Raw genomic sequence first — 14,131 nt, forward strand, 5'->3', positions numbered from 1 at the left:
ACTGGCGAGGAACTTTAGCCGTCGAGCGGAAATGCGGGGCACCCGGGAAAGATCTCTTTCAAATTCCCAGGCAACTCTCGGCCTTCACAGAATTGAGGGCCCTTGGTAATGGGCTCGACTGTCCGTCTATGGCGAAGCTTTAGGGCTTTTACGGGTCGATTAGCGACTTTCAACTACTGCTCCGTTATCAGTTCGTTAGCTGAATGCGCGTCGCGCGTTCAGCAACTAAGGATTTTGCCAATGCCTTCGCATCTCGCCGGCCCCTACCTTTCATGCGGTTGACTTGAAGCAAAAACGTTTGGCGGTGTTGTTGTGGTTGGGCAGCTATGGTGTTATAGGGTAAACACTCGAGAGTCGAAATGATGACTTCAGTCGTTACTTTGCAGGAGACGGGCGATAGGCTGCTTAGCCTATCGCCTTCGAAGATCTCATGGAGTCAACTTAAATTTTTGATTTTGTTACGATTTCCTCGATTTCGCTTCGCTGTTACCGGCAAAAAGTAGCTCAACGTTCGTCGAACTTCACTCAAGATTCGGTGAATTTCGACACCTATTTCTCGTCCCTCGCACTATCCCTTCTTGAAATTTGCGATCGGTGTGCCATATACTTAGCACTCATCGCACGAGAGTGCTAACAGTTTCCGACCGGTGGCTTTGTGGCTCATCGGACGGGTTTCCCGCGTTTTTATAGTCTCAGTTAGAGAGGAGTGTGTATGAACCTTCGTCCTTTGCACGATCGCGTCATCGTTAAACGTCTGGATCAGGAAACCAAGACTGCTTCGGGTCTCATCATCCCCGACGCTGCAGCTGAAAAGCCGGATCAAGGCGAAATCCTGGCCGTCGGCCCGGGCAAGCGCGATGACAAGGGTACGCAAAACGCCCTCGACGTCAAAGTGGGCGACCGCGTGCTGTTCGGTAAATACGCTGGTCAGACCGTCAAGGTCGACGGCAATGAACTGCTCGTGATGCGCGAAGAAGACATCATGGCCGTCCTGGTCAAGTAATCAGCTTCAAGCCCATGGCGCTCAGGCCGGCGCGATCGAACCGCTCATGCGGGTCTCGTCCGGTCCGGTAGAAGCCAGAAAACTGAAACAATCAAGGAGTTTGAATATGGCAGCTAAAGAAGTCGTATTTGGCGATATCGCCCGTGCAAAGATGGTTGAAGGCGTGAACATCCTGGCCAACGCGGTCAAGGTCACGCTGGGCCCGAAGGGCCGTAACGTCGTTCTGGAACGCAGCTTCGGCGGCCCGACGGTCACGAAGGACGGTGTTTCGGTTGCGAAAGAAATCGAACTGAAAGACAAGCTCCAGAACATGGGTGCGCAAATGGTGAAGGAAGTTGCTTCCCGCACCAGCGACAACGCCGGCGACGGCACGACGACGGCTACGGTTTTGGCCCAGTCGATCGTCCGCGAAGGCATGAAGTACGTTGCATCGGGCATGAACCCGATGGATCTGAAGCGCGGCATCGACAAGGCGGTGACGGCTGCTATCGAAGAACTGCGCAAGATCAGCAAGCCTTGCACGACGAACAAGGAAATCGCCCAAGTTGGCGCGATTTCGGCTAACAGCGATTCGTCGATTGGTGACCGTATTGCTGAAGCAATGGACAAGGTCGGCAAGGAAGGCGTGATCACGGTTGAAGACGGCAAGTCGCTGGAAGACGAGCTGGACGTGGTTGAAGGTATGCAATTCGACCGCGGCTACCTGTCGCCGTACTTCATCAACACGCCGGAAAAGCAAACCGCGATCCTCGAGAACCCGTTCGTGCTGTTGCACGACAAGAAGGTGTCGAACATCCGTGACCTGCTACCGATCCTGGAACAAGTTGCGAAGGCTGGCCGTCCGCTGCTGATCATCGCTGAAGATGTCGAAGGCGAAGCTCTGGCAACGCTGGTTGTGAACAACATCCGCGGCATCCTGAAGACCGTTGCTGTGAAGGCTCCGGGCTTTGGCGATCGTCGTAAGGCCATGCTGGAAGACATCGCGATCCTGACCGGTGGTCAAGTTATCGCGGAAGAAACCGGCCTGACGCTGGAAAAGGCTACGTTGGCTGAGCTGGGTTCGGCTAAGCGCATCGAAGTGGCGAAGGAGAACACCACGATCATCGACGGCGCTGGCGAAGCTTCGGCAATCGAAAACCGTGTCAAGCAAGTTCGCACGCAAATCGAAGAAGCAACGTCGGATTACGACCGTGAAAAGCTGCAGGAACGTGTCGCTAAGCTGGCTGGCGGCGTTGCAGTGATCAAGGTTGGCGCTGCTACCGAAGTCGAAATGAAGGAAAAGAAGGCACGTGTAGAAGACGCATTGCACGCAACGCGCGCAGCTGTGGAAGAAGGCATCGTAGCTGGCGGCGGCGTTGCGCTGATCCGCGCTCGTCTGGCACTGAAGGACTTGAAGGGCGACAACGCTGATCAAGACGCTGGTATCAAGATCGTGCTGCGCGCGATGGAAGAGCCGCTTCGCCAGATCGTCACGAACGGTGGCGAAGAAGCCAGCGTCGTGGTGGCAGCAGTTGCAGCCGGTACGGGCAACTTCGGCTACAACGCGCAAACCGGCGAGTACGTCGACCTGGTGGAAGCCGGTGTCGTCGATCCGACCAAGGTAACGCGTACGGCACTGCAAAACGCGGCATCGGTGGCAGGTCTGCTGCTGACGACTGACTGCGCTGTGTCGGAACTGCCGAAGGACGATGCTCCGATGGGCGGCGGTATGCCTGGCGGCATGGGCGGTATGGGCATGGACATGTAATTTCGGGCCTAGCCTGAATGACAGGGCAACGCGGGCTTTTTCGGAAGCTTGGCGTTTGCCCAAACAAAAAACCCGCATCGGTGACGATGCGGGTTTTTTTGTAGGCGATCGTTCGCGCGCATCGAATGGAGACAAATTGTCGACTACTGTCGATCGCGGCAGCATCGGGGGATCTGTGTCAACTCATAATGTCTGCACTAGCCGTCACGATGCGACGCCGAGCGGGGGGGTGGCGCTTGGTCGAGGCGTCAGGCGGAGCTGCTCGAGCCTGCCGTCTTGCGTGGGGTCACGTCAAAAGCGAAGTCCAACATCTATCTCGTATAAGGTGTCGCAAGGTACGAAAATCTTCCTAAGTACCTCCAACTTGGAGACGGCTTAGTGATTGCAAGCCCGCGATAGAGGTGGCCCCGTTCGTTCGGACATTTTTTTCGATTTTTAAGTGGAACGCTGGGTGGTCACGCTGCCGTCTTTATCGCGGGCCGCATAGCGAAATAAGCCTCGTCGGGCGTACGGTCCGATATGCTTGAATGAGGTCTATTTTAGTTGTACCAGGTGAGGTAGTTTGCGATCGATTTCCTTGCATGGTCGGCGGATTCATAAGGCTTCAAGTATATTTCTTCGTACTTCACGCTGCGCCCCACCCGTTCGATAAAAACGTTGTCCCGCCAGCTTCCCTTGCCGTCCATCGACAGAGCGATCCCACGCGAGCGGACCGCGTCGGTGAAGTCTGTACTGGTGAACTGGCTGCCTATCGGTATTGACGATCTCAGGCAATCCATATTTCGCGAATGCCTCTTCGAGCGCTGCCACCGCGCGCTCAGCCTCCATCGTGATCGCGATTCGGTGCGCTAAAACACGGCGGCTGGCCCAATCGATCACAGCAGTGAGATAGACGAAGCCCTGTGCCATAGGCACGTAAGTCGTGTCCAATGCGAACACCTGGTTGCTGCGCTCGATCTTCCGATCACGCAAGCAGGTACGGCCAAATCTTGTGAGCCAGATGTTTGCGGCTTAAGTTCGGCTTGCGATACAGTGCCTCGATGCCCATTTTGCGCATCAAGGTGCCGACGTGCTTGCGTCCAATCGCGATCCCCTCTCTCTTGAGCAAGCGCATTAACATGTGCGCGCCGGCAAACGGATGCTCCAGGTGCAACTCGTCGATCCGGCGCATGAGCGCCAGATCTGCGGCACTGACCGGGCTCGGCGCGTAGTACGCACTGGATCGGCTAATGCCGACCAGCTTGACCTGCCAGGAAACGGGCAAGGGGTGGGCACGATCAATCATCTCTTTGCGCTCAGCAAGCCTGCCTTGCCGAGCGCGCCGGACAAAAAATCATTCTCCAGCGCCAATTGGCCGATCGTTGCGTGAAGCGTCTTCAGATCCACCGGCGGCTCATTGACGGGCACGCCCGCCGCGCCGAACACATCGGCGGCGTGCTTTTGCAACTGCCGCTTCCATTCCGTGATCTGGTCGGATGAACCTCAAACTGCTGCGCCAATCCTGCCAGCGTGCGCTCGCCACGCACTGCTGCCAGTGCCACCTTCGCCTTGAACGCCGCTGAGTGTGTGCGCCGGGTTCTCTTCGTCATCGTCTGATTTCCTTTGTAGGCATTGTGCCTATCTCAGATCCCAGCGACTCCACCTAACCGACTGTCCGGATTTCCGGAGCCATCTCTATGCGTGCTTTCGAGACATAGTCGCCATAGCAGCATTTGTGCCCCCGCAAATGGATGCTCTAGATGAAGCTTATTAAACTGACGCATCGATTTCAGAGCGGCTTCGCTGATTGCACGCGGCTGGCAACCGTCGCTCGACCGTCTGAAACCCACCAGTCGGTCCTGCTGTGTCACTAGCGGGACGTGATCGCAATCGATCATCGCCTTACCCACAGCAGTCCCGTCTTGCTGAGCGTTTCTTCAAAAAATAATTCGCCAGCGCCTACTGCCCGATCTTCACGCGCAGCTTACTCACGACTATGGCGGCGCAACTGAGCTCGTCTTGCACACAAGAACACGTCGGCAACCCGTTCCTGTAACGGCTTCTTCCAGTCAGCAAGCTGGTTCGGATGGACATCAAACCGCTGGGCCAGCTCTGCCAGTGTTTATCCCCCTTGATTGCCACCAGCGGCACCTTTAACAACGCCGACGATATGTGCCTTGCCGCACGGTCGCAGCCCTTGTCGGCCACTACCATTTGCTTGTACATCGAGCGCTAAGCCAAACGGTAGGGGAGCACACAGCGCGCCGACACCAAGTGCCCTTTGCCGGCCAATACTTTCTCGCTGCGACGAAGGGGCGAGTTTTCCCCGATTCGGATTGGTTATCGATAAACCAATTCACCTTTTGACGAGAGCCGCATGAAAGCACAGCTAACTGGTCGTGAACGGGCCTGGGAATGCATCAACACAGTGAAAACCGTTGGACCGTGGTCGCGCGCGGTTCTGGCGGGGGATTCAAGGTTCCTGCCAACGATCGTGGAAAGTGCAATGCACGCTGAACTTCATTCATTCGGGGCGTATTCGGCAAGTGAACCAGTGACGCAAAGAGCATTCGGGACGCAAAGCGTGTCGTCACGTTCCATCGAACGCGCTGCAAGCGTAGTCGTCAAGGGGGTATCGTGAAGTTTGTAATTAACGGCAAGTTTACTGCGCAGCGCATCACCGGCGTGCAACGGGTCGCCTATGAACTCACGCGCGCCTTGCAAGCGGGCAATCCTCGTGGTGACGAATTCGAAGTGGTGGTGCCGCAGAATGCGGCCAATTCCGGCTTGGCGCTTAAGCGCAAGCGGATGTGTGCGTGGTTGAAAGGCAACCTCTGGGAGCAAATCACGCTGCCCTTGGCGACCAATAATCAGACCCTCATCAGCCTCTGCAATACCGGTCCTCTTTTCAAGAGCAACCAGATTGTGATGCTGCACGACATGGCTGTATATGACGTCCCCTATGCATTCTCGCAAAAGTTTAGGCTCTGGTATAAGTTGAAATTTTCGATCCTGCATCGGCAGGCGAAGGTCATCCTCACGGTGTCGGCCTTCTCGAAAGAGCGCATCTGTCATCACCTCGGCATTGACGAGGCGCGCGTGGCGGTCATTCCCAACGGTGCCGACCATCTCGACCGTGTGGACAGCGATCCTGGCATTTTCTCGCGGCTGCGCCTGGCGAAAGGCTCGTATTGCGTCATTGTGGGGAGTCTCGATCCCCGCAAGAACCTACAACGAGTACTCGATGCGTTGCCGCAGCTCGGCCATTTACTCGATATGAAGTTTGTTGTCGTGGGCGGTGCCAACCCGCGTATCTTCGGTTCGGGCCACGCCATGGAGCAGCAGCAATCGGACCAAGTTGTATGGGCAGGCTTTGTCACGGACGGCGAGCTCAAGGCGCTCTACGGCGATGCGGCATGCCTCGTGTTTCCGTCGCTCTATGAAGGGTTCGGGTTGCCGCCGCTGGAGGCAATGTACTGCGGTTGTCCGGTGATCGTATCGAGCGAGGCCTCGCTTACTGAGGTTTGCGGCGATGCGGCCATGTATTGCGATGCGAAATCGGTCGACGACATCGCCGCTAAGATTTCGCTGATGATGTCTGACAATGAACTACGGCAGCGGTATCGCGAAATCGGCTTGCGCCACGCTCAGCAATTTAGATGGGATCGCGCCGCAAGCAAGCTGCTGCGAGTGTTATATGGCGAGGCATATGCAACAGCGCCGCAGCTCTCGGAGCGACCTGCGGTGGGTCAAACCGTTGATAGATGATTCGATCATTCAGGGAGCTTCGCGACAGCCCATGTGGGCTGACGATCGAGCCGATGCGAGAGACTAAACCGAAGTCGTGTCACCAAAATCGTGACGCCAGGAATAGACAGCCTCTTACGCTTAGGTATCCACACGGTTGTGGATTGTGGCGCTTTCCATAGTTGGCATTCGTGTAAAGATCGAGACATCGATTCGAACTCGACACGAACTCACGTACGATTTGAAGGGAGAAACATGATGAAAGGATTTCTAGCGCGTCTATGCGATATCGTGTTGATCATGGCGGGAGCTGCTGCAGCTGATCGATTGACCTTAGGGACCGTCATGCCAAATCGGCTTGCACACGTCGTAGCCGTCGCTATTGCGCTTGCTTTGGCGGCAAACGTGTTTCCCGCATGCGGAATTTATCGGTCGTGGAGGGCACGCTCAGTGCCGCAGTTGTTAATCCGTTTGTTGATCGCATGGGGAATCGTGCAGGCGGGAACCTTGTTGATTCTGGGTTTGGACGGATTGGAAACCGTCCCGATGACGTGGCTGTTGTACTGGACGGGTCTGACGGGGGCTGGCTTTATGGCCGTTCGGATGCTGATTTACGCCACGCTGGGCCGTTTCAGGCAAGCCGGGTTGGACGTTCGGCCCGTCGCTGTTGTTGGCTGTGGTGCCCACTATCACCGGATAGTGAGCGACATTGAAGCAAATGCCGCGTCGGGGTTTCGAATTGCGGCCAGACTGGATTGGAGACCCGACGAACTCGCTGCGGCGCCGCAGTCCTCCGCGCCAGCATTTCACGAGTTGGATGCGTTGGCGGCACACGTGCGCGAGGCCGCTATAGGGGAGTTGTGGCTTGTTTTGCCGCTGTCGGAAGAACGGCTGATTCACCGCTGCATGGAGCTGTTCCGCGGTACGCTCGTGAACATTCGCTTCCTCCCTGATGTCGAGGGTCTTTCGATCAATCGCGGTGGTGTCTTGAACTTGTTTGGTGCACCAGCAATCAGTCTGTCTCCTTCGTCCATGAGTCGAGATGCTATGACCGAGAAAGAGACGTTCGATCGGCTCTTCTCCGCGTTTGTCTTGTTTGTCATATCGCCCGTTTTACTCGCCATTGCAATTGCCATAAAGCTCTCTTCACCAGGGCCTGTGCTATTCAAGCAGAAGCGGAAGGGACTTGATGGACGCGTGTTTACGATCTACAAGTTTCGGACGATGCGGGCTCACGTGCAGACGCACGGTGTGGTGCAGCAAGCAACGCGTAATGACCCTCGCGTTACCACAGTTGGGGGCTTTCTTCGTCGCACGAGTCTTGACGAGCTGCCGCAGTTTTTCAACGTTCTGCGAGGTGAAATGTCGGTGGTGGGACCGCGCCCGCATGCTCTCGAGCACGACGAATTATATCGGCCGCTAATTGAGGGCTACCTTGATCGATATCGCGCAAAACCTGGCATTACCGGGTGGGCGCAGGTCAATGGATTCAGGGGGGAAACCGACAAAATCGAGAAGATGGTGGCTCGAGTTGAGCACGATCTTTACTATCTGCAACACTGGTCCTTTGCATTCGATATCCGGATTGTTGCAGCAACAGTGTTGAAGGGGTTTATTCATAGTACTGCATATTGATTGGTGGTTTTGGATCAAAGCGCAATAGGAGGTTCTAATGTTTAGAGGCTCGAGATTGACTGGCTGAGGCGAGTGTCGCCGCGAAGACCTTGCATGGCGAATGCAACGCATGAGTTGCCCGGGGGGCCAACTGTTCAGACTGTCGGCAACGACATCGAATTCGTACTGACTCTAGACTGAGCGGTCGCTCCTGTTCTTTGGGCAGATATTGACGAAGCAACCCGTTAATGTTCTTGCAGGTTCCGGATTTGCCAAGGACTATGCGGGTGGTGAGCAGGCCAAGAGGGGTTTCACCCTAAGCCTCTCGCGTGTAGGTTCATGCCCCGAGTAGGTCTGTCGATTTTTTCGACATGTACCTCTCAGCGTGACGGTCATCCCGCGCCTGTCCATGGACAACGACGCGGCCCAAAGCACGAGGCTGGGGACAACCGCCTGACGGCGGTTCCGTCATCGCCCAGCGTCTCCCCGCGAGCTTCGCCTTCGGCCTGACGCGCCGCTGCGCGGCTTGCCCCATCCAGATAAAGAAACAGGACCCCGTCTTGACCCTAAGTGCTCAGTTTGCCGATAATGAGCGAATGGCGCTTTCCGAGCACGTTGAGATAGACGGTCTCGTTGTACGGCGTGCGGTACTGCCAGCAGCGTACGGGACGCGAATCCAGTTGAACGAGAAGGCTCTCCCGGCGACGTGGTGCGAGCTGTCCTTCGCGCGCTGCTGCCGGTAGTAGGCCCCAGCCTACGATGACCAGGGGATGGTGTGGGCAGCTCATTCCACGAAGGTCTGACCCAGGAAATTCGTACACTGCAGCCGCCAGTGGACCTAGCTCTGTGCGCCGCTGCGCTCGCTCACCGGTGCATACCAACTTACTTCTGTAGCTCATCAGCACTCGTCGTCCGTTCTCGCTGCTCACCGAAGACAGCCAGCAGACGTGGGGCGAGCTGCGCGCCGGCACCCGGCAGGTTCTTGAACAGCGTATAGGCCGGCAGCGAGGGCGCTACCGCGGCGATCTCGTGCTCGAATTCACGATCGCAATACCGCACGTAGCTGTGCAGCCGGTGCCAGGACGTGGAGCCGGCATGGACCGATGGTCGCCGGTCCTTCAGTCAGCGGTGATCTGGACGATTAGGTTTGGTCAGATATGACCTCCGGCGATGATGAGGATGCGCACCTTATGAGCGGGGCTGGCCCGTCTGTTACACGATCACCCGATCGAGGTATTGGAAGTCAATCGTCACTATAGCGCGATGCGTCCATCTAAAAGAGAGTCCGATTTTACTGATGCCGGGAAACCGGCGCGTGCGATCCTCTTTGGAAGAGCTACAACTATTTGAAATGAACAGTCGGGTGTTTCCGAAGCGATGCGTGCCGTTCGGTTGCCAGACGAAGCGCAGTTAAGGCAGAGATGCAGGCTATCGACCGACTTCGTGCTTCGCTCCTGAGCGCCCACTGGAAATCCGCAAACCTCTTCCAAAGTTGAAGACTGCAGATGGATCAAGGGTCGCATCGGTTTTCGTTCGCTCGGCGAAAACCTAAGGATGCAAACGCTCACCACATTGCGGTTGTGGCAAAGCGTTAAATCACCCTGGCGGGAGAGCCAAAGTACTTGACGCCCTGAACGGCCAACCTGCTAAACGGGTTCGCTAAAGATGAAGTGCCATATCGTAAGGAAAACTGTAGCCGCTCATGCTGGCCAATCTGGCGGACTCGCGGGATGTCGACTTGGCACAGCAGCGTCAACGCTCCCACTGAAAATCGGTTTAGCCGCTTCAAAAAACGTGCGGTTTCCATGGCGTGCGTTACGCCGCGTACGCCGAAATCAAGGCGGCCAGTTTCAAATGTATCGAATTCTTTTGTAATCCAAAACGGCGATATTTAACGCTCGGCTATCGGCGGCCACAGTTCGCTTCGAGTTCGTGCCAGTACGTGCTTCAGCCTATTTTTCATCTCCCGAACTTCCTTACGCTTTCGGTCTGAGCGAGAGTTAACCGGGTGGAATTTGCGTAAAGAATCAAACGTTTCATAGCTATGCACATATAGCAATATCCCCCCGTTGTTCACCGTGCATTTTGCGCCGACCGAGACATCGCGTCAGATCATGGCGGTGCGCTTCTTTCGCGATATCATTACCTAGTGTTCGCGTCGCTGCGCGCCCATCTCATATCCGCCATTAAGTAGCACATCGCCTGCGTAACCAGGAACCCAAACCATTCGTGTGGACTGCCAAGGCCGATGACATTATGTCGAAAGTTATCTACGCCGGCTGTCGCCGTGGTCTAAGAGAGACGAAGCACTACACTTGCTTTGTCAGAGGGCATATATGGGAGTCGTGAAACCGGCCTGGACGGCAGGTATCTGTCTATTTGCCATACGAAGATCTGGCGCTGGCGGAGTGGCTGATGTGGTTGTTGAGACTTTGGGGCTCAGGTAGCGGGCCAGACACGCCCGCCGTGTATTTCGAGTTGGTTAGATAGGGTGCCAGGGTTATGTCCCGTTTTCGTAAAATTTTAGTCGTCGCATTCTGCGGCGTATTGACCGTAGCCAGCCTGATTTATGTCAGGCTCGCGCTGCCTTACCCGTTCCGCCGCGCGCCTGCGGCAGTCGCTGCCGGGTCGACGCCACCTGGCAGCATACGATTTGCAGTGCTTGGAGACTCCGACAGCCAATCCTTCCATGACAACCTGACGTTGGCCGGTCCGAGCTTGCGAGGAGGTGCCTACCGCGCGACGACGTGGCAGTGGACCGAGGTCCTGGCCCGACTCCGGGGTGACCAGATCGACTCTGGAAAATGGGCCGCTTGGGGGACCGGTGCCTCTCGCGCCTATGTCGACGAAGCGTTCGGTCTTCTCGCCCGGACTCCCCGCAAAGACGATTATCGATACAACTTTGCCGTCAGCGGCGCTACCTGCAGCCAGTTGATGGGACATCCGTTGCGCCAGGCAATCCGTCTGGTCGACCTGATGAACACAGAGCCACAAGCCTGGCGAGACGGCATTGTGCTGATCCGGATCGGTGTCAACGATATCGGCAGGGAGGACGTCCTTGACGAGTTGTCTCGGGACCCGGCCGCGTCGCGTCCCGCGGCCTTGATCAACGCCTGTATTGGCGAAATTGGCGAGGCAGTCGCCCTGATCCGCCAGCGGCACCCGGATACCTATATTGCACTTGTAGGTGTGCTAAACAATGCTGATTGGTCGGTGGACTTCAACAAGTGGCAGTCGGCCGGGGAGATAGCGAATATCAACGCGGGCATGGATCTCTTCGACGATGGTTTACGCAAGCTTGCCGCGGAGAATCGTCACGTTGCTTTTCTTGACGATCGCGCCTGGTTCAGGAGCCTGTGGGGCCAGCGCGACGACCAGGGCCGACCGCGTTACAAGACGGTTCATCTGTCACCTGGATGGGCAATCACCAATACATCGGGCGATGATCCGCACAACGCTGTTCTTTCCGATGGTCATGCCGGCGTAGTCTGGAACACTCTCTGGGCGCAGCACCTTGTCACGTCCCTGAACGTCGCTTTCGGTTTGCATTTCAAACCAATTACAGATGCCGAAGTCATCGACTTTCTGCGACCAAGCTTTGCCGCGAGCGCGCGATCAGCGTCGTTATCGCATACTCCTTAGCATCGCTGCTTTAACGGGTAGCGTGTGCTGTAGTTACGTTTCCGTCAGCCCTGCGGCGACCAAGCCGAGGCATTGGTCGCCGCTGTGCCAAAGGCGGCCGCACGGCTGATGGAACGGCCTCAACTTTTATCGAGTTGGCCCAGTACCTGCACGACGCCACCAATCAGGTCAGTGAAGCGGCGGCACGCTACGCGTTCAACCTTGCACCTCCGATCGCGCAGCGGGAAGCGTGCCGCGTGTGAAGCGACCGGTGCTTTGCAGCGCTTGCGAAACACCAAGCGGCGCCACGATGCCGAATGCCGTTGCGATCAGCAGCAACGCATACGCATTCTCGACACCGGCTTTCGTCAACACGATACGGATCCCTGCCGCCGCCATGATGTGCATGACATAGATGTGCATCGAACGTTGACCGCATAGCACAAGCGGCGCTTTTGCCAGCGTCTGGTTAGCCCGGTAGCAGACGATCATCGTCAATGCCATGCCAAAGATGGCCGCCGGCAGCGCTTGCCACGAATAGACAGGCGCCACGTTCCAGATCGCATGAACCGCCAGGCCGAATCCGGCGCAACAGACAACGAACGATTTCCAGTTTGCGATCGACGCGATGTTCCGCTCGAGTCCCGGCCCGATCGCCGTGCCTGCTGCGAAGAAAATGCCCATTTTCATGGAAGTCGTCAGAAAGGGGTCCAGCAGCATCGTGCTGAATGCGAACGCCGCGATTGCGATCACCATGAGCGCCGGACCGCGTCGGCCACAGGCAAACGCGACCAGTTGCCAGATCATCAATGCATAGAGGAACCAGAACTGGCCAAGCGGCGCGTAGAAGAGCATGGGCCAGTCAGACAATGAGAGCGGATGATTGGTCGAATGGGACATCGCGACCTGCACTCCACCTTGAATAATCGACCATACGAAATACGGCACGACGATCGCCATGAACTTCGATCTGATGAACGGCATGCGGCCTTTCTCGAGGGCTGGCCAGACGTAAAGTCCTGCCAGCAGAAAAAACAGCGGCATGTGGAACGTGTAGAGCGTGAAATCGATCTGCTCGAAAGGGTAGTTCGTTGGCAACAGATGCGCATCGGACAAGCCGCGCTGCACGTGTCCGAAGACGACGAGGCAAATCCCCAGGCCGCGTGTACAGTCAAAAAAAGTGTTACGCATAGCGGTGTGTGCTCCTGATATCTATTTGCTTATTGACGCTTGTGATGACATTCCCGCTCGCCCTGATCTGCTTCCCAAGCCTGTGTTGCAGGCGCGCGCGATCCCCGACGCAAAATGCGTCATGAAACGGAGCGGCCGCCTGCTGCGGCTGCAGCGTGGGAATGTGCGGGAACCTACTGAAATGTGGCGCGCGGATAACTTCGCGGCTAATGAAAGATAGGGGGCCTTGAGGGTTGGCTCCGTTGTATGGCGTACATACCGAATTAAATCGTGTGACTTATCGAGTTAATCAGTTCATTACACCGCTATTCGCCTAACTACTCAGTCTCGCCCGCATTGAAATGGCGAACTTAGCTGCACTGTTTGCAGGCTCGAGGCTGATATCTACTGGCAGGATTTGCCGGTTGATTGGGATTAACTCGGGGTATTGTTAAAAAAGATGTGCGCGTCGTTTTGCATGTTCGACAACGCACATGTGGTTGATCAGCAGCGTAGTAGGCTTTAGACAAGGTCCTTAAACCTACGAAGGTGCATCATGTATGCGCAAAGCGTTAGTTCTGTGTTGGTTGGTACATCACGCCAAATTATTACAGACGACAGCTTTCTCCAGGCTTCCCGAAAGGATTTTGCAAGTAATTTTAATCTACATCCATTCAAATTCAATCACACATTGCATTGCAGTGGTTTATTTGAGATCCCCCGGATTATTGAAATCTCTAGAAGAATGATTGAGAGCAACGGTGATTATTCTGCCCTCGATTTCCGGCACGGCTCTATCAGCACGAAGTTCGGCGACAGCTATGTAGATGCGAGCTTGAGTGCCATGTCGCCGAGCGAACAGCTGGACGAGACCTTTTCCCATCTTGGCGACAACGGCACATGGATCAAGCTGGTTCGGGTGCAGACCTACGACCCCGAATATGCTCACGTCCTGGATATCATTACATCCGAGATTGAAGGCTTGTCTGACTTTCCACTGCGCAAAGACATGTCCTGGGTAACCATGACACTGATACTTTCCTCGCCGAATATTTCAACACCCTTTCACATTGATCACGAATCGAATTTCCTTTTCCAGGTGCAGGGATCAAAAGACGTCTGTTTATTCCCGCCGGCCGATCGCGAGTTGGTGCCGGATCAGGAAATCGAAAATTACTATAGTGGCAATTTCGATGCTGCGCATTATCGCAAGGAAATGCAGAATCGCGGTACTGTCTTTCGGCTTAACC

7 protein-coding genes and 2 pseudogenes are annotated in these 14,131 nt (G+C 55.9%); 6 read left to right on the forward strand and 3 right to left on the reverse strand.

Annotated elements, in window-relative coordinates; translation table 11 throughout:
• Positions 1 to 712: 712 nt before the first annotated feature.
• Both ACSQ83_RS34045 and groL read left to right on the forward strand, forming a co-directional pair.
• On the forward strand, positions 713 to 1,003 hold the full coding sequence (locus ACSQ83_RS34045) for a co-chaperone GroES (protein WP_031362728.1): 291 nt from the start codon (positions 713 to 715) through the stop codon (positions 1,001 to 1,003).
• 106 nt (positions 1,004 to 1,109) lie between these two features.
• Entirely contained in the window at positions 1,110 to 2,750 is a 1,641-nt protein-coding gene (groL, locus tag ACSQ83_RS34050) for a chaperonin GroEL (RefSeq protein WP_414953085.1), read from the forward strand.
• A 455-nt stretch (positions 2,751 to 3,205) separates the two neighbouring features.
• Here groL and ACSQ83_RS34055 read toward each other — a convergent pair.
• Positions 3,206 to 4,339: pseudogene (locus tag ACSQ83_RS34055) on the reverse strand (IS3 family transposase).
• 1,075 nt (positions 4,340 to 5,414) lie between these two features.
• On the opposite strand from ACSQ83_RS34055, the gene ACSQ83_RS34060 reads away from it, so the two are divergent.
• Together ACSQ83_RS34060 and ACSQ83_RS34065 are read left to right on the forward strand one after the other, a co-directional pair.
• Entirely contained in the window at positions 5,415 to 6,497 is a 1,083-nt protein-coding gene (locus ACSQ83_RS34060) for a glycosyltransferase family 4 protein (RefSeq protein WP_436231137.1), read from the forward strand.
• A 237-nt stretch (positions 6,498 to 6,734) separates the two neighbouring features.
• On the forward strand, positions 6,735 to 8,111 hold the full coding sequence (locus ACSQ83_RS34065; RefSeq protein ID WP_436231143.1) for an undecaprenyl-phosphate glucose phosphotransferase: 1,377 nt from the start codon (positions 6,735 to 6,737) through the stop codon (positions 8,109 to 8,111).
• 34 nt (positions 8,112 to 8,145) lie between these two features.
• Here ACSQ83_RS34065 and ACSQ83_RS34070 read toward each other — a convergent pair.
• Positions 8,146 to 8,377 (reverse strand): annotated as a pseudogene (locus ACSQ83_RS34070) (IS30 family transposase); the annotation flags it as partial.
• 2,215 nt (positions 8,378 to 10,592) lie between these two features.
• Between ACSQ83_RS34070 and ACSQ83_RS34075 the strand changes: the two are divergent.
• Positions 10,593 to 11,732 (forward strand): SGNH/GDSL hydrolase family protein, encoded by a 1,140-nt coding sequence (locus ACSQ83_RS34075; protein ID WP_436231138.1) that lies wholly within the window; start codon positions 10,593 to 10,595, stop codon positions 11,730 to 11,732.
• A gap of 195 nt (positions 11,733 to 11,927) precedes the next feature.
• On the opposite strand, the gene ACSQ83_RS34080 is transcribed toward ACSQ83_RS34075, so the two are convergent.
• Positions 11,928 to 12,902, reverse strand: a complete 975-nt coding sequence (locus ACSQ83_RS34080) for an acyltransferase family protein (RefSeq protein ID WP_436231139.1) — start codon at positions 12,900 to 12,902, stop codon at positions 11,928 to 11,930.
• A 535-nt stretch (positions 12,903 to 13,437) separates the two neighbouring features.
• On the opposite strand from ACSQ83_RS34080, the gene ACSQ83_RS34085 reads away from it, so the two are divergent.
• On the forward strand, positions 13,438 to 14,131 hold a 694-nt coding region (locus ACSQ83_RS34085), incomplete at its 3' end, for a cupin-like domain-containing protein (protein ID WP_436231140.1).

The sequence above is a fragment of the Caballeronia sp. LjRoot29 genome (assembly GCF_964252755.1).
In the GTDB taxonomy this organism is placed as follows: Bacteria; Pseudomonadota; Gammaproteobacteria; order Burkholderiales; family Burkholderiaceae; genus Caballeronia.

What these genes read in the sequence shown, in the direction of transcription:
- ACSQ83_RS34065 (WP_436231143.1), top strand. Translation starts at nt 6,735, where the DNA reads ATGAAAGGATTTCTAGCGCGTCTATGCGATATCGTGTTGATCATGGCG.
- ACSQ83_RS34080 (WP_436231139.1), bottom strand. Translation starts at nt 12,902, where the DNA reads ATGCGTAACACTTTTTTTGACTGTACACGCGGCCTGGGGATTTGCCTC.
- groL (WP_414953085.1), top strand. Translation starts at nt 1,110, where the DNA reads ATGGCAGCTAAAGAAGTCGTATTTGGCGATATCGCCCGTGCAAAGATG.
- ACSQ83_RS34045 (WP_031362728.1), top strand. Translation starts at nt 713, where the DNA reads ATGAACCTTCGTCCTTTGCACGATCGCGTCATCGTTAAACGTCTGGAT.
- ACSQ83_RS34075 (WP_436231138.1), top strand. Translation starts at nt 10,593, where the DNA reads ATGTCCCGTTTTCGTAAAATTTTAGTCGTCGCATTCTGCGGCGTATTG.